The organism is Nostoc sp. LEGE 12447, assembly GCF_015206985.1.
In the GTDB taxonomy this organism is placed as follows: Bacteria; Cyanobacteriota; Cyanobacteriia; order Cyanobacteriales; family Nostocaceae; genus Nostoc.
Window position 1 is genome coordinate 43,063 of the sequence record NZ_JADEXT010000040.1, and the last position, 20,270, is coordinate 63,332.

The 20,270-nt window shown below is 41.6% G+C and carries 20 protein-coding genes; 15 read left to right on the forward strand and 5 right to left on the reverse strand.

Annotated features, from left to right (window positions below; all coding sequences use genetic code 11):
• Window positions 1-45: 45 nt before the first annotated feature.
• The 4 genes from IQ274_RS28540 to IQ274_RS28555 all read left to right on the forward strand — a co-directional run bounded on the left by IQ274_RS28540 (window position 46) and on the right by IQ274_RS28555 (window position 5,414).
• The gene (locus IQ274_RS28540) at window positions 46-456 is read left to right on the forward strand and encodes a plasmid mobilization protein (protein ID WP_194144205.1); all 411 of its coding nucleotides are present in this window, start codon (window positions 46-48) and stop codon (window positions 454-456) included.
• Window positions 431-1,963, forward strand: a complete 1,533-nt coding sequence (locus IQ274_RS28545) for a relaxase/mobilization nuclease domain-containing protein (RefSeq protein ID WP_194144206.1) — start codon at window positions 431-433, stop codon at window positions 1,961-1,963. Before IQ274_RS28540 ends, IQ274_RS28545 begins: the two co-directional genes overlap by 26 nt.
• A gap of 592 nt (window positions 1,964-2,555) precedes the next feature.
• Window positions 2,556-3,740: a transposase gene (locus IQ274_RS28550; protein WP_228058416.1), complete on the forward strand. Its 1,185-nt coding sequence runs from the start codon at window positions 2,556-2,558 to the stop codon at window positions 3,738-3,740.
• Window positions 3,741-4,412: 672 nt separating this feature from the next.
• Window positions 4,413-5,414 carry a hypothetical protein gene (locus IQ274_RS28555; protein ID WP_194144207.1) on the forward strand — a complete coding sequence of 334 codons (1,002 nt, stop codon included), beginning with the start codon at window positions 4,413-4,415 and terminating at the stop codon, window positions 5,412-5,414.
• A 224-nt stretch (window positions 5,415-5,638) separates the two neighbouring features.
• Here IQ274_RS28555 and IQ274_RS28560 read toward each other — a convergent pair whose 3' ends face one another.
• Window positions 5,639-6,157 carry a hypothetical protein gene (locus tag IQ274_RS28560; RefSeq protein WP_194144208.1) on the reverse strand — a complete coding sequence of 173 codons (519 nt, stop codon included), beginning with the start codon at window positions 6,155-6,157 and terminating at the stop codon, window positions 5,639-5,641.
• A gap of 167 nt (window positions 6,158-6,324) precedes the next feature.
• Here IQ274_RS28560 and IQ274_RS28565 point away from each other — a divergent pair, with 167 nt between their 5' ends.
• From IQ274_RS28565 to IQ274_RS28615, 11 genes are all read left to right on the forward strand, one after another.
• A complete protein-coding gene (locus IQ274_RS28565; RefSeq protein ID WP_194144209.1) occupies window positions 6,325-6,687 on the forward strand; it encodes a pentapeptide repeat-containing protein in 363 nt (120 codons plus the stop codon).
• A gap of 239 nt (window positions 6,688-6,926) precedes the next feature.
• Window positions 6,927-7,682, forward strand: a complete 756-nt coding sequence (locus IQ274_RS28570) for a ParA family protein (protein WP_194144210.1) — start codon at window positions 6,927-6,929, stop codon at window positions 7,680-7,682.
• Window positions 7,679-8,791, forward strand: a complete 1,113-nt coding sequence (locus IQ274_RS28575) for a ParB/RepB/Spo0J family partition protein (RefSeq protein WP_194144211.1) — start codon at window positions 7,679-7,681, stop codon at window positions 8,789-8,791. The genes IQ274_RS28570 and IQ274_RS28575 overlap by 4 nt, the downstream gene beginning before the upstream one ends.
• A gap of 91 nt (window positions 8,792-8,882) precedes the next feature.
• Window positions 8,883-9,854: a superfamily I DNA/RNA helicase gene (locus IQ274_RS28580; protein ID WP_194144212.1), complete on the forward strand. Its 972-nt coding sequence runs from the start codon at window positions 8,883-8,885 to the stop codon at window positions 9,852-9,854.
• A 98-nt stretch (window positions 9,855-9,952) separates the two neighbouring features.
• Window positions 9,953-11,260 (forward strand): NF041680 family putative transposase, encoded by a 1,308-nt coding sequence (locus IQ274_RS28585; protein WP_194144213.1) that lies wholly within the window; start codon window positions 9,953-9,955, stop codon window positions 11,258-11,260.
• Between the two features lie 61 nt (window positions 11,261-11,321).
• Window positions 11,322-12,944, forward strand: a complete 1,623-nt coding sequence (locus IQ274_RS28590; RefSeq protein ID WP_194144214.1) for a hypothetical protein — start codon at window positions 11,322-11,324, stop codon at window positions 12,942-12,944.
• Window positions 12,944-13,264: an AAA domain-containing protein gene (locus IQ274_RS28595; RefSeq protein WP_228058420.1), complete on the forward strand. Its 321-nt coding sequence runs from the start codon at window positions 12,944-12,946 to the stop codon at window positions 13,262-13,264. Before IQ274_RS28590 ends, IQ274_RS28595 begins: the two co-directional genes overlap by 1 nt.
• Before the next feature lie 286 nt (window positions 13,265-13,550).
• Window positions 13,551-13,766 carry a hypothetical protein gene (locus tag IQ274_RS28600; protein ID WP_194144216.1) on the forward strand — a complete coding sequence of 72 codons (216 nt, stop codon included), beginning with the start codon at window positions 13,551-13,553 and terminating at the stop codon, window positions 13,764-13,766.
• Window positions 13,756-14,184: a type II toxin-antitoxin system VapC family toxin gene (locus tag IQ274_RS28605; protein ID WP_194144217.1), complete on the forward strand. Its 429-nt coding sequence runs from the start codon at window positions 13,756-13,758 to the stop codon at window positions 14,182-14,184. Before IQ274_RS28600 ends, IQ274_RS28605 begins: the two co-directional genes overlap by 11 nt.
• Before the next feature lie 64 nt (window positions 14,185-14,248).
• Window positions 14,249-15,958: a DEAD/DEAH box helicase gene (locus IQ274_RS28610; RefSeq protein WP_194144218.1), complete on the forward strand. Its 1,710-nt coding sequence runs from the start codon at window positions 14,249-14,251 to the stop codon at window positions 15,956-15,958.
• 19 nt (window positions 15,959-15,977) lie between these two features.
• Entirely contained in the window at window positions 15,978-17,018 is a 1,041-nt protein-coding gene (locus IQ274_RS28615; RefSeq protein ID WP_194144219.1) for a hypothetical protein, read from the forward strand.
• 266 nt (window positions 17,019-17,284) lie between these two features.
• Here the strand turns inward: IQ274_RS28615 and IQ274_RS28620 are convergent, their stop codons facing one another.
• The 4 genes from IQ274_RS28620 to IQ274_RS28635 form a co-directional block, all read right to left on the reverse strand.
• Window positions 17,285-17,653, reverse strand: coding sequence for a hypothetical protein (locus IQ274_RS28620; RefSeq protein ID WP_194144220.1), 369 nt, complete (start codon window positions 17,651-17,653; stop codon window positions 17,285-17,287).
• Window positions 17,654-17,698: 45 nt separating this feature from the next.
• Window positions 17,699-18,850, reverse strand: coding sequence for a hypothetical protein (locus IQ274_RS28625; protein ID WP_194144221.1), 1,152 nt, complete (start codon window positions 18,848-18,850; stop codon window positions 17,699-17,701).
• Window positions 18,851-19,393: 543 nt separating this feature from the next.
• Window positions 19,394-19,825 carry a tyrosine-type recombinase/integrase gene (locus tag IQ274_RS28630; protein ID WP_194144222.1) on the reverse strand — a complete coding sequence of 144 codons (432 nt, stop codon included), beginning with the start codon at window positions 19,823-19,825 and terminating at the stop codon, window positions 19,394-19,396.
• A gap of 5 nt (window positions 19,826-19,830) precedes the next feature.
• Window positions 19,831-20,270 (reverse strand): hypothetical protein (locus IQ274_RS28635; RefSeq protein ID WP_194144223.1); only part of this gene is annotated, 440 nt, incomplete at its 5' end.

Here is a 20,270-nt window from a genome sequence, read left to right on the forward strand (position 1 = left end):
CCCCTTGAAAAACCCCCCTCGCAATGTCCCTGATATTCTCGATTTATGGCGAATCGCAAGCAGTCAAAAGCTCTAGTCCGAAAGCATATTTTTCCAGTCAGGTTGAGCGACATCGAACTGGACTTGCTGCGAATAAAATCACTTGATGCGGGGATGTCAGCGAGTGAACTGATGAGACGCAATGCGTTGATGCGTCCATTACCAAAACGATTAAGTAAGATTAGCCTGCAAACATATTGGGAACTAGGACAAATTGGCAATAACTTAAACCAACTCGTTAAAGCCACAAACACAGCCATAAAAATGGGGCGTACTCCACCAGCCAAGCCAGAACTATTACAAGAACTTTTAGAAGTATTGCATCAGTGTAGACGAGAGATTGCCCAAGCTGACACGGAATCTGACGACTGGGAAGATGAGGAAGAAGGCGATGATTGGGAAGCAGACGAAGGGTAGAGGTTTTCGCCATCTGTTAAATTACTTGGAATCGCGCGATGAAGCTAAACTAATCGGCGGCAACATGAGCGGAAGAAATGCGCGTGAATTGGCGCGAGAGTTTAAGCTGTCGAGACAACTTAATTCTGATGCAGACCGAGTTGTTTACCATGTCTCATTGTCAGCAGCTAAAGACGATAAATTAGATGATGAGAAGTGGAGCGAGATTGGCGACCGTTACATGAAGGAAATGGGCTTTGATGCCAATCAATTCGCCATCTTCCGCCACCACAACACCGACGACGACCACATCCACATTGCCGCCAGCAGAATCAGGATGGATACAGGGCTAGTAGTGCATGATTCTTGGGATTATGTACGCTCTGAGAAAGTGCTGCGGCAGATTGAAATTGATTATGACCTAGTGCAAGTGCAGGGCAGTAGAGAAAAACTGAATCGCACACCCAGCACCGGACAAATCAGGCGCATAAGGCGAGAGCAAGAAGAATATGAACTAGGTAAACTTGACCAGCCACCAGGACGCACTATCAAAGAGGAACTTCAGCAGACAATTGATAGGGCTAGTGTTGATAATCCCCAAATGCCAACGCTGATCATGCGGCTGCAACAAGCTAGTGTCAGTGTGAGAACAGGATTTACCAGAAATGGGAAGTCTAAAGGTATTTCTTATGAGAAAGATGGGCAGGCTTTCAGTGGTACACAGTTAGGGGCAGCTTATACCTTCCCCGGTTTGCAAAAACATCGTGGCGTTGACTACCAGCCACAACGCGATGATGAACCTATTCATGAATTGCTGCTCAAACCTGTTAAACCACTCCCAGTTGAGCAGTTAGAAAAACTTTTTCAAGAAATTGAACGCAAACAGCAACAGCCTCAGTTCACTCCACCACCAGAGGATAAAGTTGTTTGGCAAGTGTTGCACAAGTACTTAAGCGAGAAACGCTATATACCAGATTATATTGTGCAAGGATTACATGGTAATCAGTTGCTTTACATGGATGAGCAACGAAATATTTTGTTTATCAAGCGTGATTTAGATGGTGAAAAAACTGGTGCATTAGTTTGGTCAAAGCCTAGAGAAAATCATCGCACTGTGGAGTACGACCAAAACACCTCTACAGCTTATGGTTGGTTTTATCTGAGATTAGGGGGGCAACCAACGGACAAGGTAGAAAACGTCTTTTTGTGTTCTACACCAATTGATGCCATGTCAGCAGCCACCTATGTTATCTCAAGTTGCAAGGGGCTACCAGCAACTAGAACCATGTTTATGGTAGCTGATGACCCGAATAAGCTACCTATGGAATTTCTCAAGACTTTCAATAGGGTTGTTGTAGCATTCAATAATGATGAGCAGGGGAATAACGCAGCTAGTGCAGTTTTAGAATTGCTGCCACAGGGTAAAAGGCTCAAAACCCATAATCCTGATTGGAGTCAGGAACTAGAAGCTCATCTGAGGGAGGAGCAACAAAAGCAAAGACAGCAAGACCGTGGTTTTAGCTTGTGAGCCACGCGGAGCGTACACCTGACTCGTTGCTGCCGAGGCGAGGCTTTAGTTTTTACTAGCTGGGCAGTTAAGAGAGCAGTTTTTTGAAGTACAGTTGCAATATAAGTGTATTATTAATTCTCAATAATTTTGAAGTTATTGAGAATGAAACAGGCGTTCAAAATTTGCTGTAAGTCATATTCAGTAAGCATTACGCAAGAATTTTCTCTAAAAGTCTTATGCTCAACTGGTAGTAGTAGGGCTACTCTATAGCTACCAGTTGGGGAATCATCAAATTTTCAACAACTCGTTTTTTTACTGCTCAACTGGTAGCGGTGTGTCACCAGTTGGGCTACCCAACAGCTACCACTTGGGGAAGGTATTTAGAACTACTATTTCAATACTTATAATCTACATAAATCCTATGTAATAAGTGATGTTTACAGCAAGCTTTGGTGTAATTAAAAAGTGGAGTCCAGGTTTTGGGTTACAAATGTAGTATAAAGTAATATAAAAAGATCTGGTTGACTGACAAAAGTGGAGATAGGGGGAGGTGTAACCCTTCATCAAAGGGCATTCCATGTCGTACTCTAACTGATAACCACACACAGTTATGATTCAGACAATGGCAAAAACCTCCCACATTTATAATGAACTGCTTAAACTACTAGGTCAATCAAAATCTTGGGCGGATATTCGCCATCTGCATACCTTAATCTGGATGATTATCGGACTAATTTGCTCAGGATGCATAAGTTTGACGAAGTGGACTATCTATGTCGATAGTCGCGCCAAGTTCGCCCAAAGCCATCAACGACGGTTTAGCCGTTGGTTACACAATCCCCGCATAAATGTTCAACGGTTATATAGCCCAATCATTCAAGCAGCATTATCTGCTTGGGGTTCAAAGGAAATAGTCTTAATCGAAGATACAAGCATGTTGTGGAATCGTTATTGTTTAATTCGAGTATCAGTTCGATATCGTGGACGTGCTGTACCAGTTGGATGGCGTGTAATTGAGCATAAAAGCAGCAGTATCTCATTTGATGTCTATGAACTTTTATTGCGCCGCATATCTCGATTGTTACCAACGGGAACCAAAGTTAGATTTATGGCAGACCGAGGTTTTGCCGATACAAAATTAATGAACTATTTGGAGCAGAATTTGGGGTGGCACTACCGTATCCGTGTAAAGAATGATTTGTGGGTACTACGAGCAGGTAAACCACCCTGTCAACTAAGAGATTATCATCTGAATCTAGGAAATGCTCTATTTCTTCAGGGTGTGCAGATAACTAAAACAAATCCTTATGGTCCGGTCAATCTAGCTTTAGCGCGAGATTTGGTTAGTAACGAGCTTTGGTACATCGTCAGTGATGAACCAACCTCACTACAAACTTTTCGCGAGTACGGGGAACGGTTTGATATTGAGGAGGAATTTTTGGATGAAAAATCCAATGGCTTTCAACTTGAAAAGTCCTTAATTCGTTCCCCCATTGCATTGTCTCGTTTATGCCTAGTTATGGCAATTACCACCTTGTTTTTAACTGCTCAGGGACAAGAAGTTGTCAAAACTGGTCAACGGCGTTTAGTCGATTGTCATACTTTTCGGGGTAATAGTTATCTACGTCTTGGTTGGGAGTGGGTCAAGGGTGTTTTGCATCGCGGATGGAGATTGTTTTCTACTCTTTCCCTTTCTGGAGATGTCGATCCAAACCCCGTGATTGCATCTCAAAAACAAGCTCAAAAATCTCTCGCACGCGAGTTTCGAGTCAGAAATTTTTCTTATACTTCGTAGTTTTGTCAGTCAACCAGATAAAAAGATAGAGTTTTGCTCAAGAGTTGTTTAATAGCAATGATTTGGCTTCAGATGACGCGCAAATACTCATTTTTGATCCAAAAAGTGTGAGCGTCAGTTGGAAGCCAGACAGAAATTCTCCGCCTAAATACTCCCTATTGCTACCCGCAATACTCATTTTTGTATCAAGTATTCTTATTGTGTCTAGGCAGACAATACTGTACTGAAGATAATTTCCAGGTCAGGTTTGATCACAAGAAAAAGAATTGCACCTAGTGGGCGAACTTGGAATGAAATTCTTATTGAACAGCAGCAAGAAATGCTTAAGCAGAAGCAACCAAAGCGGGGTTTTAGTCGGTAATCTCACGTTGATCCGGCGAACTCGTTGCCGCTTCGCTCGATGAGGCGGTGGCTCTTACGGGCAGGGAGATTACTGGTTGTGTTGACTAAACCCTCATGCCCGCAAGAGCCACTCCGCTACGCCGCCTCATCGCAACGAGTTCTAAATTCTAGATAGAAAGTGACACTTCAGTTATTAACTATTAAAATTAAATAAATTTAAACTGAAATGAATTTGTTATAACAAGCAATTCATTTTAAATAATAGATTATATTTGCTGTTGAAATATCTTCAGTAAATTTGATTATTAACCGCTAAATTTCAAAACAAAAATGAACAAGAATTATAAATATTTGGATTTTAAAACATCTGCCGCAGCTATTACTAGTCTAATATTTTTCGTTAGTTGCCCGTTTTTGTTTTTATTAGCTTTACCAAGTTTTTTTTGGAGAGATGATTTTATTGGAGTTTGGTTGAATAACCCAGGTGATTTTCCTTTTAGTTTTTCAATGGCATTATTTGTTGCATTATCTTGTAGTGCAGTAACTCTTGGAATTTTTAGTGTTAATCAGGAAAGTTTCTCAGTCTTTGTAGTTATTATTGCTGCGCTTATAGGTTGCATTCTTAATTTGATTATTTTACCTATTAATGCCTACAAATATCTTATATATTTGTATTTGTTAACTGGAATTTTATTGATATCTCCAATATTTTTAGTTATAACTTTAACAATTGATAGTTTTTTAGTAAAAGATAATTTAAATATTAAATCATTGAAAATCACATCTAAATTACTATATATAGATGTGTTCATTTTAGTTAATTTATTTTCTAGTTTTTTGCTAGTATTACCTTTTGTTTGTATTTACATATCTGGCAAAATTTTAAATGAAATCCAATATCGTTATCAACTGTCTGTAAAATATACACTTTGTTTATTATTAGTAATTTTAATTCCTTACTGTATAGCTTCTACTGCAAAGCTAACTCCCGGATTGATTATGCCAATTGAGTATAGAAATTATTTAGGTTTTAGAGAATATGAATCTTATTACAAGCAAGCTATTACTCAGCTAAATGAGTGCAAACAACTGAAGAATTATATTGGACATATACAAACACAGGGGTTTGCAGAAGGTAGACATTATCAGCAAACTGATTTTAGTGCAGGAGGAGAAGCTGGTCGTTTTGTTCTTGAGTTAGTTGGAGATCAGGGGACTGCTTTTGTTAATGGATGTTACGGTGATTGTCTAGGATATCCAGAAGACTTAGCAGTTAGAATTTATACAAAATCTGCCAGAAAAAATCTGACTTTTTCTCAAATTTGCCCATAATTTCAACTTGCTAAACAGAGGGGAAAGAACTTGTACAATAACTCTCCCCTGCTCCCCTGCACAAGCACAGAGGCTTTGAGTATCGGTGAGAAATCTGGGTTATAAGGCTTTCAGTAGCCAGTGCTGTGCAACTTCCTTTCTTGGCCGCACCTGCGTGATCGCTTCTCCTTCAATGTCGGAATTTTGGGGAAAGCCGACATTAAAGGGAAAGCGGCTAATTTAGATCAATATATAGTGGTTAATGAGAAAGTGTATAGATGAGTATAAATGCTGAGGAATTGTTGAGCTTCTACGCTGCTGAACGGAGAAATTTCGCTACTGCTACTATTGAGGACAGACGTGAAGGTTTTTTCAGAGGCGTTGACCTCAGTGGCATTAATCTGAAAGGTTGTTTTATTGATATCGACTTCAGTGGTTCTACTATGAGGAACGCTATTTTCAGCTATGCTAAATGGGAGCTTGTTGTATGGGAAGATATTGATTTCACTGGTTCCGATTTCACTGGGGTAAAAGGTATAACGGGGTCTACCTTCATTAATTGCAATTTCAGGGATACTATCTGGGATGGAGCCAATTTGTGGCAACCCGCCTTCGTAGAGTGTACTTCCCCACATTTCGACCGCTTCAAGAATGTCCAAGTTCCTGAAATTAAGTTCCTCACTAAATCCCAATACTTCGGCTACTAGAGGAGAATTAAGATTTTTCTTTTCGCTCCCATCTTTATATACTGCTACTGCTATCAATAAAAATTTAGTCCATTAAGAAAAAACTAAGAAAAAAATTTATTATTTAGCTAATATAGCTCATACCATAAGTCTTTCAGCCGCCAGTGCTGAGTACCTTGATTGCGCGTTAATGGCTCAATCTTTTTTGGGAACACTAACTCCAGTCCTCAAGCACAAAATTCAGTATGGATGTTGAAGAGTTTTTGAGTCGTTTAGATGCAGGTAAAAATAATTTTTCAGGTGTCGAGCTTAGTGGCGCAATCCTAAGCGAAGTTGACTTATCTGGCATTAATCTGAGTGGTGCTGATTTGAGTGGGGCAATCCTCTGCAAAACTAAGTTACGGGGTGCTGATTTAAGAGATGCTAATCTAAGCGGGGCTGATTTACGTGAAGCTGATCTGAGATTTACGCGTATGGAGGGTGTTAATCTCGAAAATGCTAATTTATTGGATGTAAATTGGCGTTATGCAGAAAAGTATGGGGCTTATTTCTGCAATACTGTTATGCCAGATGGTGAAGTCTTAACTGAACCAAACCAATACGAATGATGCAATCGCAATTTTTCAGGTGCGACCGCATAATAGAGATGCGACTGGGTGGCTGTCTTAAACCTTTATCAGTAAGAGACATAAACCTAAATAGACGCGATTAGCTTTTGACTGAAATTAGAGATAAAACTAGGTATGAATTGTATATTGATGGTGAGATTTCCCTAAAAAAATAAACATTGCCAATTGGCTGTTTACCGCTATCTTTAATTGTAACGGTGCAGTAAACCAACTGACTTATGAGCCGAATCATCGCAGTTTTTAATCAGGCGGGAGGTGTTGCCAAAACCACCCTTACCCAAAACTTGGGCTACCAAATAGCGCAATTGGGTCATCGTGTTCTGCTCATCGACATAGACCCCCAAGCCAGCTTAACCATTTTTATGGGCTTGGTTCCAAGAGACATAGAGCAAACTGTCAACAATGCCATTGTGGATGAACAACCTCTGCCAATTCTTGAGGGGATTCACGGCATGGATTTAGCCCCTGCTAACATCTCTCTCAGTACGGCAGAAATGCAATTGGTTAGTGCTTCCATGCGCGATTTCCGCCTGAAAGAAGCCATCGAGCCAATCCAAGAGAATTACGATTTCATCCTCATAGATTGCCCTCCCAGCTTAGGGCTACTCTCTTACATCTCCCTTGTAGCCGCCACTCATGTTCTCGTACCTTTGGAAACTCATTTCAAAGCCTTTGAGGGAACAGGCGAATTACTAAAAACGGTCGCTACAGTACGCAACAAACCTAACAGGAAACTGCAAATAGCGGGATTTGTGCCGACAAAATACGATGCCCGTAACTCCCAAGACACTCGTACCCTAGCAGCCATCACCGAACAATTAGCAAGCGCCGGAACTGTCTTTGCACCCATTCCTCGCTCTACTGCTTTTGTTGATGCTTCAGAAGAACGAATGCCCCTTGCAGTTTACGATCCCAAGCATCCATCTGTCGCCATCTTGAAAAAAATAGCCGTTAGTTTAGAATCCTTAAAATGAGACGCACTACTAAAGCAAGCCAACCTCTCAAAAGCAAAATTGAAGTACCTTGGGACACCACAGGCATCAATAATGTCGATTCTCAAGTGAGCATCCCATTAGACCAGATTTCTCTGCCGCCTAATCAACCGCGTCGTTACTTTGATTCTGAAGCATTAAAGCAGTTAACTGAATCCATCAAACAGCATGGCATCTTGCAGCCCTTGTTGGTACGCCCTCTTGATGGACAGAAACACGAATTAGTCGCAGGAGAACGCCGCTATCGTGCTGCCTTAAGTATTGGGCTGAAAGTTGTCCCCGTCGTCATCAGAGAGTTAGACGACAACGCAGCTTTTCAATTTGCACTTATAGAAAACTTGCTGCGGGAAGACCTCAACCCAGTTGAAGAAACTGAAGGTATCCTGCAACTGCTGTCTCTCAAACTAGGTCGAAGCGTTGAGGATATCCCGCCATTACTCTATCGTCTACAACGCCTACAGAACAAAGCATCTACAGTTACCCATAACGTTATGGGCGCTCCCGTTGGTGAAGGTGATGAACCTACCCATAACGTTATGGGCGGAGTTGAAACTGAGTCCACTAATAACGCTATCAGCGACGATGAAGGTGATATTGGCTTATCTACCCATAACGTTATGGGCGAAACCGAAACGGATGATTCAGCCCTTAATCATGAGCCTGCTGTAAACCAAGACCTCAAAATTGTTGAAACAGTGTTTGAAGGCTTAGGCTTAATGGCCTGGGAATCTTTCGTTAAGAACCGCCTGCCCTTGTTAAACCTCCCAGAAGATATCCTTGATGCACTAAGGGAAGGCTCACTTGAGTACACCAAAGCTAGAGCGATCGCCCAAATTCAGAAATTAGATGAGCGCATTGCCTTTTTAGAACAAGCTATTGCCAACAACTGGTCTTTAAGCGAAATCAGACAGCGCATTAGTGAGAAGAAAGCCGCAGGATCTACCGAAAACACCGAGTCTAACGATTACAAAGAGCGCTTTACTGCTGCGACTACCAAACTCAGAAAGTCCCGTATTTGGTCAGACCCTAAGAAGCGCAAACAGATAGAGAAACTACTTGCCCAATTGGAGACGCTGACAAATGCTGAGTAACCTTACATACCAAAACCAGGATGTAGAAAGCAAAATGCTCAAATATTTTTTATACTAAGCTTTAGTGCCTAAGATTCATGTTTAAGTGACCATGCTAGAGTCAGAAAAACTTATCCAGATAGTACAAGCTTGGCTAGGCTACATCAGGTTAGAAGAACTGACTCAAGCTGAGGTTGAGCGTTCTTCAGATATCTATTCAAAAGTAGTAGATAAGGGAGTGCAGCTTGTTGGCAACAAGCTACTGTTAGATAGCGAAGTATTTACACAATTCCAGCAACAGCAGCAAGCAGTTAAAAGAGGTAACAAAAATGATGTTCAGATGGCTGTTGCTTTCCCACAAATTTATATAATCAACGGCAAGGGCAAAGACCAAAAGCTGAAATACCTGCCTCTGTTCACCATCGATATTTCACCCATCTTTAAAGGTAATTACCGCAAAACTGGCTGGGACTTGACCGAATACGAGTTTCAGCCAGTGGTTGTTAATTTGATGCGGCTGTACGGGCTAGAGGAGGAGCAAGCCGAATCACTGATTGTTGCTTCAGGAATTGGAAAATTTTTAGAAGACACTTTTAAAGGAAGATTCCCAACGCTTCGAGACTTTCTTGAACTGGTAGATTTACCCGAAGTCAAGTACAAAACCTCTCGACAACCTTATTTGCTTCGCTGCGATTTTACGCCCTATAACGCCCTTCTGAAACTTGACATACAAGAAATCCTCAAGGAACTTCAACAACCTGACTGTAATAGCGAATGGCTAACTGAAACTCACCCAGCAATGCAGTACTTATGGGGTCAGCCACAATTACCCAGAGATGAAGTGATGTTCTGGGGTGCTTTTCCCTCTCATGCACCTGATGAATTTCAAGCATCTGTCCTCAAACACGCCCAGGAGAATTTACTAACTGCTATTTGTGGGCCACCAGGAAATGGAAAAACGGAGGTGTTTCTGCACCTTATAGCCCAGCAAGTAGTAAATCGAGCGTTACGGCTTGTTCAGGGTCTTGATGATGTAAATAATTTAATATTCTTTGTCGGCGCTAATAACTGGAGTTTAGACTAAATGGTCAAACTTAAAGGACAAAAAAAGGGGGTCTGATTGAACACAGACCCCCTTTTGACAGAACCTGAGAGAAGTACCACCTACTCTCACCTGCCAATATGAAATTTGACAAACTTCAAGAATTTCGTCAAGCAGCTTACAACCATCTGGGCAAAGCCCACGATGCGACTTTTGAATTGACTGATGCCATCTTGACGACTCGTAATGCTTACAGTTTGGCAGATTTATCCCTATCTCCATTTTTTAGACGCAAGTGGTCAAGCATCTATGAAGCTCTACAAGACAGCAGACCAAAGCGACAAAAATTGATGCAGTTGTACATAAAACAAATGCCAACACAAGGTCGTCCCTTGTTGGCAGGCGACCATACTGCTTGGCCTCGTCCCGATGCAGTAACTCTTCAAGAAAGAACAATTGAACACACGAGTGTAACAGTGCCTGGAAATAAACCGATTACCATTGGTGAGGGATACAGCACTATTGCTTGGGTGCCAGATGATTCTGGTAGTTGGGCATTACCCTTGAGGCATGAACGAATTACTAGTTGGGAAAACCCCATAGACAAGGCAACCTGGCAGCTAAAACAAGTGTGCGAGCATTTGCCTACCAGACCGATTTCAGTTTGGGATAGCGAGTATGGTTGTGCCCCTTTTGTCTTGAAAACTGCTGAGATTCCAGCAGATATTCTTGTACGTTTACGTTCAAACCTTTGTTTATGGGGCGCACCTCCAACATATTCTGGTAAGGGTCGTCCCAGGAAGCATGGTATCAAATTTAAGCTCAATGAACCCGATTCATGGGACGAAGCAACTCAAACCCTAGAGATGAACGATCCAAAACTGGGGCAATTAATAGTTAGGTTATGGGAAAATTTACACTTCCGTAAAACTGCGGCACGTCCGATGTCATTGATACGAGTTGAGCGTCTTGATGACAAAGGTAACTTAAGAGTCTCAAAACCTTTATGGTTGGCTTGGGTAGGAGAAGAAATGCCTCCATTATCCGAAGTTTGGCGGCTTTATTTGCGTCGCTTTACTGTTGACCACTGGTATCGTTTTTTAAAGCAACGCTTGCACTGGACTCTTCCTAAACTAAGTACTCCCAAACAGTGTGAGAGATGGAGCGACTTAATGCCAATGATTACTTGGGAATTGTGGTTGGCTCGTGATATCGTTGCTGACAACCCTTTACCTTGGCAAAAGTCAATCGCTCAGTTGACCCCTGGAAGGGTTGCTCAGGCTATGGGGATCATTTTAGAGGGTATTGGTACTCCTGCCCGTTCGCCCAAACCGCGTGGAAAGTCTCCGGGTTGGGAACCAGGAAAACCACGACAACGTAGAATTCGCTATCCCATAGTTAAAAAAACTACGCCAAAACCACGTAAAGAGCAAGCAAAATCTGCTTGACATCAAAGATTTTGATACTTGAAGCTTGTGTTTTATCAACTCAGCGCAGCTGGGTCGTTTTGTGTTGCTTAGTCTAAACTCCAGTAATAACAGCACCGTTAAAAAATTCCAACAACGACTGGCTATAGATTCTCCTGCTCAACAGTTTTATCTTCCAGGCGGCAACCAAGCTAATATCCGTAAGTCAACTCTACCCAAACTGCAATCAACCCAAGATTGGCTGCGTAATACTGAATTTGAGCAGGATTCTTGGCAACAAGCCAAACTTGAATTGCTGCAAGCCGAGAGTGAAATTCAGCAACTTATAGAGCAAGACCGCTTTAATACTGCTCAAAAAGTTACTGATACCGAACGGCGATCGCAACTGGATGGAGAAATTGAATCACTCAATAACGAGATTGCTGTTACTGATTCCAAGTTACAAGCACTCCACCAACAGCTATCAAATTTGTCTGATTACGCAAATTTTCCCTTTGATGCCTACCAGCAAATACGAGAAGCTTTAACCCAGGCAGAACGCGAACTGCCAAAAGAGTCCGACTCCATCACAAAACGCGCCTTGAACTGGCTTAATGCTACTACGGATCAGCGAATTTTCCGCCGATTGGCTTTGCGGATCAACGCAGCTGTGTTAAACACCTTGGCGACAAGGCATCCTTTTCAGACCCCCCTTGACCACCCTAGTTTAACCGCAGCCCAGGCAGAGGTGAATCAAAAACTCGATTTTTCACAACAATGGCGCAATCTTTACCTGCAAGTAACTTCAGTTCAAACCCAACTAACAGCTTTTAATAATGAACTAGAGTTAAAGCAAGCTCAAAAGCAACAAATCCAAGGACAACTTGATAGTTACCCCCAAGCCGATTTTTACAGTCGTTTTTACCGTGACTATCACCTTTTGCAGCTAGAACTATTTCAACGAGCCTGGGCGTTTCTGTTGCAAGAAGTCCTCCGACGCAAGCATAGCGTTATGAGGGCATTAGAAACTTACGGCAGCGTCTTGACGGGGGACGGAGGGGCATTGCTCAAACTGGAAAGTGATAGTGATGCTATCTACCGTGACTTGAGCTTGATTTTCCCCGTGATTAGCTCAAGTCTGCAATCAATACGTAATATGCTGCCAATTCTTCATCCCAATAGCGTAAAGCTGGCACTGGTAGATGAAGCGGGGACAACTCTTGTACATCAATTATTTCCCTTGCTGGTGCGATCGCAACGGGCAGTAGTGGCTGGCGACCCGCAACAAATTGAGCCAATCGTAAACCTTTGCGACGATACCATCAAACAATATCTGAAAACTGCCTTTCTGGATCGGGGCATGGGGAATGAAGACTATTATCGCTATGCCCCCACTGCCAAATACACAGCGACCGCTTATCACCGCGCGGCTGGTGCTAATGGCACAGAAGGCGACTTAGGCAATGGCATTATTCTCTCTAATCATTACCGTTGCACCCCACCCATTATTCAGTTTTGCAGCCCCAACTATCCCGGTGGTCTGCAAATCCTTTCAGGTGATCAGCAGACTGCAACGGTCAAGCATCTGCTGGCTTACCACGTTGAAGGAAGCCACTTAAATCATACCAATCCCGAAGAAATTGATGCTGTAGAAACTATAATTGCGTCCTTGCTAAAACATGGGTACCTACTAACTCGGATGACAACTCAAAGACAATTGGGGTGATGTCGCCGTTTTCGCAGCAAGCTAACGCGCTCAAGTATCGACTATCTAACCGTTGGCGAAACTTTTCTTGGGATGATATTGGCACAGTTCACACCTTCCAGGGGGGAGAGAAAGCAGCTATCATCTTCTCTCCTTACCAGTGCCACCAAGAGCATAGTTTTTGGTTTCTCAACCGGAAACCTAATTTACTAAATACCGCCGTTAGTAGGGCAAGGGAATTGTTTATTTTGGTGGGCAATCTCAGGGAACTAGAATTAGCTGGTGGTGAAACTAAGCGGTTAGTTGAACACATTCGGCATAATGGAGAAATTCGCACTTGAGTGAGGTTTGAATATATGGCATCAGCAATACGGCACTAACACTATAATTGTTGTCAGTGTCGATTTGGCGATACCACCCACCTGATTAAACAGGGCAATAATGCGGCAAAGATGGTCTGAAGTTGACACTGGCTCTTGTTCCTAGAAAATACGTTGAGGTTTGGTCAACCGACTCGGTTTTAGTTTCCAGTTTATTGAAGTGTATCAGAAGAAGAGAAGTCCTAGTTAAGACGGTAATTTCAGCAGTAGACTTTATATAAGAAAGCAACATTATTAAGTCATTGCTATGACAACCAAACAAGCCATCTTTGAAGTGATTGAACAACTACCAGAGCAGCACCTTGCAGATGTGTTGCAGTATGTTCAACAGCTTGCTCGTACTCAGAAATCACCAGATTCAAACCCCCCCACTGACAGTAGCGACCCCCTGGCAAACTTCATCGGTGCAGTATCTCACGGCTCCCTGGCTGCCAACTTAGACTCGGAACTCTATGGCGACTAAGTTTTTCATTGATACTTGGGGTTGGCTTACGCTTCACGACAAAAGTGAACGCTATTACCAAGAAGCCACACAAGCTTACCAACGTGCCATTGCTCAAAATGGACAAATTTATACAACTGACTACGTTCTTGACGAAACATTCACTTTCTTTTTTCGACGACTCCCTGCACCGATAGCCGACCAATCCATGAAAGCGCTGCTGTCAGCTTTTTTAGCCGATAACTTTTATTTAATACGCATTACTGAAGAACGCTTTGCCCAAACCCAAGTACTCCGTTCTAAATTTCTCGATAAGCCCTTGATTTCTTTTACTGACTTGACCTCAATGGTCGTTATGCAAGAATGTAACATTACAACAATCCTCACCGAAGATGCTCACTTCACTCATGTGGGCATGGGCTTTGAGCTAGTTCCCTAATTGGTGCTGAACTGGTCAAAAGTGCGTGCGCGGTGTGGTTAAAAGTAGCTGTTAGGGGTGCATCATGGAGAAGAACTATACATTCAAATTCAATTCTGACACTGCCTTAGAAGCTCTCAAAGTAGGTAAATATGACCCGATCAATTTCTACGAGGCGCGTTTAGCCCTATTCAACCTCTCCGTAATGGCAGACTATGATCAGCTAATTTGCCTGCCCACACTAACTGCTATTGACAAATACTGGTATCAGATTGAAACAGCCCGAAAAGTACTTAGACAACTGGGTGGACGCGCATTACTAGCCGATGAAGTCGGATTGGGCAAAACCATTGAGGCGGGACTAATCATAGCCGAGTACTTAGCAAGGGGTATGGTACAGTCCATGCTGGTATTAACTCCCGCATCCCTAGTTTCCCAGTGGCAATCAGAGTTAAGTGAGAAATTTAACATTGCTACGATCACTACAGATAACCGTGACCCGCAACAACCGATAGACGAATTTTGGACGAATAATCCGCGAATTATAGCTTCATTAAACACGGCTAAGTCTGCTAAACATTATCCTCACGTCACCAGTCGCACTTGGGACTTGGTTGTTGTCGATGAAGCCCACCACCTGAAAAATCGCACCACCCTCAACTGGAAACTGGTCAACGCCCTCAATAAGCGGTTTATCCTCATGCTCACTGCTACGCCAGTGCAGAACTCCCTTATTGAACTGTTTAATCTGCTGACCCTCCTCAAACCGGGACTACTACAAACAGAAGCCGCTTTTAAAAAAGAATACGTCGATTCCAGGAATGGACGAGTCCCTAAAAATCCCGAAAAATTGCGCTCCCTGATGCGGGAAGTCATGGTGCGAAATACCCGCGCTCTAGTAGATGTCAAACTGCCTAAACGCTTCGCCACCACAATTACCGTTACCCCGGCAGCAGGCGAGGAGAAACTTTACCAGGACTTGAGCGAGTATCTACGTTCTTCAGAGGATAAGCTAGACAGACTCTCCCGCACCAATTTGCTGATGCGTGCTGGTTCGTCCCCTGGTGCTTTAGCTGACTCCCTCAAGCAATTGACCAAACGCCTACCTGACTCTGAACTGAAGTCTTTAGCAAGACGAGCAGCCCAAGTGAAGCAGGTCGAGAAAGCAAAAGTATTGGTAGAGATGCTCTCAAAATCTTCCCAGAAAACCTTGGTCTTCACGACTCATAAAGCAACTAGCACTTATTTGACCCAAACTCTGCAAGCTGCAAATATCCCCTTTGCAGAATTTACTGGTGGGATGTCCCTTAAACAGAAAGATGAGGCTATAGCCGCATTTCGAGATACTGTTTCTGTACTGCTGGCATCCGAAACAGGCGGAGAGGGACGTAACATCCAGTTTGCGAACGCGATCGTTAATTATGACCTCCCCTGGAACCCAATGAAAATAGAACAACGCATTGGTCGTATCCACCGCATTGGACAAACCCAGGATGTTTTTATTTTTAACTTTTGTCTAAAAGGCAGTATCGAAGAGTATATTCTGCGGATCTTGCATGACAAAATCAATATGTTTGAACTGGTGGTCGGAGAGATTGAAACAATTTTAGGGAACGTGGATGATGAATTTGACTTTAGTGAAATTGTCATGGATATCTGGCTCAAGCATCAGGTAAAACCAGAATTAGATACAGCCTTCGAGCAATTGGCAGATAATTTGTTGAAAGCCAAAAACCAGTATCAACAAATTCAAGAACTGGATGAACAGATTTTTGGCGAAGATTTTGAAGCTTGAGAGATTAATTTGACTAACTATGATTTCAGATCCAATTATTGCTACTTTAGAAAAAATTGTTTCTCTGCATGATGGAATAGCAGAACCTGCTGGTGAACACATTTTAAATGTGTTGTTAACAGAAAATATAGCATTGCTACTTTCCCTCCCCGAAGAAGTTACTTTTACTACTATTGCTGATGTACCCCAAAGTGTTTTTGTCACCTATCATTCAGAAGTCTTAAATAAGCTATCTGAACTATTAGCTGTTAAAGGACTTATTAGTGCGTTGAGTGTTAAATTCGATGGACATCTGAAAAACACAGGCTTTGAGAAAATTTTATTGGAGAGACTCGCACCTCAAAATGGCTTAATTCGTTTTTTAGATGCTAAACCAGAAATTACTCGTTACATCTTGTGTAATGTCGCTTACACAGCCAATGCTTCCGAAAAAAGGATTGGTTTAGTTTCGTTCATTATCAATGAAATAACAGGAGTAACACCAGTAGAAATTGGTGATGCTTTGTTTTGGGAGTCTGACCTAATGCCTGTGGAGCATCAAGAGACACCATTGGCGATGACAATTGAAGATTTGTTGAGCTTAATTGAACATCAAAGTGCAATATTGATTGGTAAATCTCTAGATAATTGGCAGGCTAAATTAACAAGAGCAAGAGCTAGGGATGAAGAAAGACTCAAGGATTATTACAACACGATTAGCGACTCGATCCGCAACAAGATTGAGTTTAAAAAATTGATTGGTGATGAACTAGATAAGGAAGTAGCACGAATTGAAGCCACTAATAGAGAGTTAGAGAGAAAATTGTTAGATATCCAAGAGCGTTATGCAATGAGTGTAGAAGCTTCGTTGCACAGTGCAATGATTATCCATCTACCTACGGTACATATTCAGTGTGAGTTGCAAAGGAAGAAAGTAAAACGGACTGTAACAGCAGTTTGGAATCCGTTCACTAAAATTCTTGAGCCGCTTCGCTGTGAATTATCAGGAGAACCTGTTTACAATTTCTATTTAGATGACAAGTCAGCTAAAATTATCTCACCGACAGTCTGGATAAAGTAATTTATGACAATCAATTTACCTATGAAATTGTCACACTTGCCCAACAGTTTACCATTAGATGGCGCTGTCCGCATCGAGCCAGTAGAAGGAGTGCCGATATTTTGAGCTTCCAGCTTCGTACAGGGGCGAATTGAAGCATTATTAATCAAGCAAAAAGAATCTACACTTACTTCAGATTAGGGTGTTGATTTTATCAGAGAAACTCGCAAATTTATTCATGCAGTTTCTGTGTCGCTAGTTGAGGCAGAAAATAAAATTCTCCTTAATCAGCCAAGCAGATTAGGTATTAACTGAAAAACTTTTGTAACAATATCAATAACTTTTGCTATTTCCAAAATTATACTTGCTGCATTTGTAATTTCAAATTGTAAATCTTCAATCTTTTTAACTTCTGTTTTTAATTCAGTTAATTGTGGTTCAAGTCTACTCAATAAGCTCTCACCAGCAACAGTTGCCCATGTACGAGCATCGCTCCGAATTTTGGATGAATAGAATTTCAGTTTTTCCTTCTGTTGCGTAGTCAATACATTTCTATGTCTTCTACGAAAACTGTCAACTTCATCTGCTATATCTAGAAGTAAGTCCGAGTATTCAAACCAAAGGTCTATATTATCAATATTAGTAAGTACACTCACTTTCCAATTTCTCCTTAATTACATTACTTGTTTTAGCTTGGACTCTTATTCTAGTGACTTATTTGATAATTCTTTTGACTGTTTGATATACTCCTTTAAAGCTGTTGTGTTTTTATCCAATAAACTTTCAAGAGCTTTTGTGGATGGTTGTTTTCCTTCATTATAAATAGCTGCTAATTCTTCATGACTGCTAACTATTGTTTTTAACAAAGATATATATGTATAAGCTAAATCACGCCGCTTTTGAATCTCATCTTTTTTGGGATTCCAACGATCTTGATCCAGACTAATTAATGTATTTGCTAATGTAATAACTGAATTTCCTTCTTTTCTTGTCTTGCTGTCTAAAATCTCTTCTATATAATCTATAAAGTAGTTATCTACTGCTGCTTCTTCACTTCTTAGATATGTATCAATATAAACCTTTTGCACTACAGTTTCAAGACCCATCGCATAGGTCTTAAGAGGGATATTAGCTTTAGGGATAACTTCACTTAGAGTATCACGTCTCTTTCCTTCAAAGATTTCTTTAAGAATAAAGTTTGCTAGATCCAATCCTGCATTAACTTGCTTCTTAATTAATCCCTGCTCTCCCTGAGTTGTTTGAAGAAGTCCAAACAACTCATCAGATAAACTATCTGATTTAACTTTTAGTTCATCAAATTGACTATTAAAATCAATTAAATCTTCGGATGCAATTTCTCCCAATTTTTGTATATATAAAATGATAATACTGTTTCCCACTATCATTTGTGGACCTATTTTTTGAGCTTCTATATCGCACTTTTTCTGAGCTTCTAAACGCGATTGTAAATCAATTAATTCGGAATTTGATGTTAACAATTGAAGTTTTAACTTCTTCAATTCCTCAACTAATGTTTGATCGGGAACTTTTAATTTACTTATCTGCTGTTCTAAAGCATTGATCTTAGCTACAATTTCATTCTTCTCAACTGGAGATAGGGAGTCCGAACTCTCAGGTGGCAGAATAGAAATTGATTTATATCGAGCTTCTCTTAAGCAGGATAGATAAATATCATTGGCAATCACTGGCAATGCTTCTTTAGCCAAATTTGCGGTTTTCGAGAATTCGCGAACCTTTGCAAGGTTAACATCTGAACCACAACTACTAGCTATAAACAGTAATGGAATAACTAATATTCTTGAGAAAAACCTTCTAGCTATATGTTTAACCATAAATCACTATCCGTATCTTTATTTCTTCTAAATATGGACTAAATTTATTTCCCAGCGTGCTGTTTTAAAACTACACGGGTGTCCGCCGAGATACCTGCAAAAGTGTGATTATTTCGCGTATCTCGGCGATCACCCTACACACTTTAGTCCCAGATTTTAGTTGTACTTAGATGAGTTCTTAATATCTAAGATGATGAGCTAAAAATCATTAAAATAGGGATAGAAGTAAGGAAACTACTGCCAGGGTTATTTCCTTCTAAAAAGTTGCTGTAGTGTATCTAGATCAAACGAACATAGTCGTTGAGCTTGAGCCTTGCTTGGAAACTTTTTTCAAAGATTAGCTTTCTGCCTTCTTTGCTTTCGTATTATGCAAAACTCAACAATAATTTCATAGTACCTATGTGGGTACTATGAAATTTTCATATTTTATGCGTGGGTGTTTGTACGTCAGAAATTAGATGACATCAAATCTGAGGCTTTGTCAGACACAGATAATCGGTTTGGGCGATTGCGTCCCGCACTGAAGAGAAAAGCGATCGCTAATTAAAACGGCTCAGACCATCGCTTAACTAAAACCTCCCCAGAACTCCTATCAGGGCTAACGTGCAGATATTTACTCGTGGTATCCAAACTTGTATGCCCCAAAGTAGCCTGAACCAAATGCACCGGAACACCTTCATCTAATGCGTGGGTAGCGTGACTGTGCCTAAACCAGTGCGCTGAAACATTCATGGCATTCTCTAATTCTGCTGCCCTCGCCGCCCTTTTCACCACTCGGTCAATATGGGAAGGGGCCAGAGGTCTACCCGTAGCACTGGCAAACACAGGCGCATCTTTCAACGCCTCATCACGCAGTGCCATTAACTCCACCCATAGCGACTGGGGAACATGGACTCGGCGAGTCCGCCCCCCCTTGCCATAAACATTAATCTGCCCACCGCCACCGCGAGAAGCGATCGCCGAGTTCCACCGCAACCCATTTACTGCTTAATAAATTTCCAAGTTCCGCTACCACTATCTCTATCTGCGCCAGCAGCCGTTGAGACACACAACAAATTTTCATTACAACTTCTGCCTCTGGTATCTAAGTAACCTCCTTGACCATTACCATAACCATTCACAAGTTGAACAGGCTGACCTTCACGTAAGTCATCTGAAGATTTGTTTTTAGAAATTATTTTCCAGGTTCCGCTACCACTATCTCTGTTGGGGTTGTTGGCTGTAGAGACACACAGCAGATTCTCAGAACAGTTTCTTCCCCGCGTGTCTAAGTAACCACCAGCACCTTGCTCATATTGATTTTGCAGGTAAACGTCATCGAGCGACTCAACAACTCCTGTTTTGCCAGTTTTTGATAGAATCTTCCAAGACCCACTACCGTTATCTCTGTTGGGGTTGTTGGCTGTAGAAACACACAGCA

Bases quoted from the DNA above. Each gene is read 5' to 3' on its own strand.
- IQ274_RS28540 (WP_194144205.1), top strand. From the start codon at position 46: ATGGCGAATCGCAAGCAGTCAAAAGCTCTAGTCCGAAAGCATATTTTT.
- IQ274_RS28545 (WP_194144206.1), top strand. From the start codon at position 431: ATGATTGGGAAGCAGACGAAGGGTAGAGGTTTTCGCCATCTGTTAAAT.
- IQ274_RS28550 (WP_228058416.1), top strand. From the start codon at position 2,556: ATGATTCAGACAATGGCAAAAACCTCCCACATTTATAATGAACTGCTT.
- IQ274_RS28555 (WP_194144207.1), top strand. From the start codon at position 4,413: ATGAACAAGAATTATAAATATTTGGATTTTAAAACATCTGCCGCAGCT.
- IQ274_RS28565 (WP_194144209.1), top strand. From the start codon at position 6,325: ATGGATGTTGAAGAGTTTTTGAGTCGTTTAGATGCAGGTAAAAATAAT.
- IQ274_RS28570 (WP_194144210.1), top strand. From the start codon at position 6,927: ATGAGCCGAATCATCGCAGTTTTTAATCAGGCGGGAGGTGTTGCCAAA.
- IQ274_RS28575 (WP_194144211.1), top strand. From the start codon at position 7,679: ATGAGACGCACTACTAAAGCAAGCCAACCTCTCAAAAGCAAAATTGAA.
- IQ274_RS28580 (WP_194144212.1), top strand. From the start codon at position 8,883: ATGCTAGAGTCAGAAAAACTTATCCAGATAGTACAAGCTTGGCTAGGC.
- IQ274_RS28585 (WP_194144213.1), top strand. From the start codon at position 9,953: ATGAAATTTGACAAACTTCAAGAATTTCGTCAAGCAGCTTACAACCAT.
- IQ274_RS28595 (WP_228058420.1), top strand. From the start codon at position 12,944: ATGTCGCCGTTTTCGCAGCAAGCTAACGCGCTCAAGTATCGACTATCT.
- IQ274_RS28600 (WP_194144216.1), top strand. From the start codon at position 13,551: ATGACAACCAAACAAGCCATCTTTGAAGTGATTGAACAACTACCAGAG.
- IQ274_RS28605 (WP_194144217.1), top strand. From the start codon at position 13,756: ATGGCGACTAAGTTTTTCATTGATACTTGGGGTTGGCTTACGCTTCAC.
- IQ274_RS28610 (WP_194144218.1), top strand. From the start codon at position 14,249: ATGGAGAAGAACTATACATTCAAATTCAATTCTGACACTGCCTTAGAA.
- IQ274_RS28615 (WP_194144219.1), top strand. From the start codon at position 15,978: ATGATTTCAGATCCAATTATTGCTACTTTAGAAAAAATTGTTTCTCTG.
- IQ274_RS28625 (WP_194144221.1), bottom strand. From the start codon at position 18,850: ATGGTTAAACATATAGCTAGAAGGTTTTTCTCAAGAATATTAGTTATT.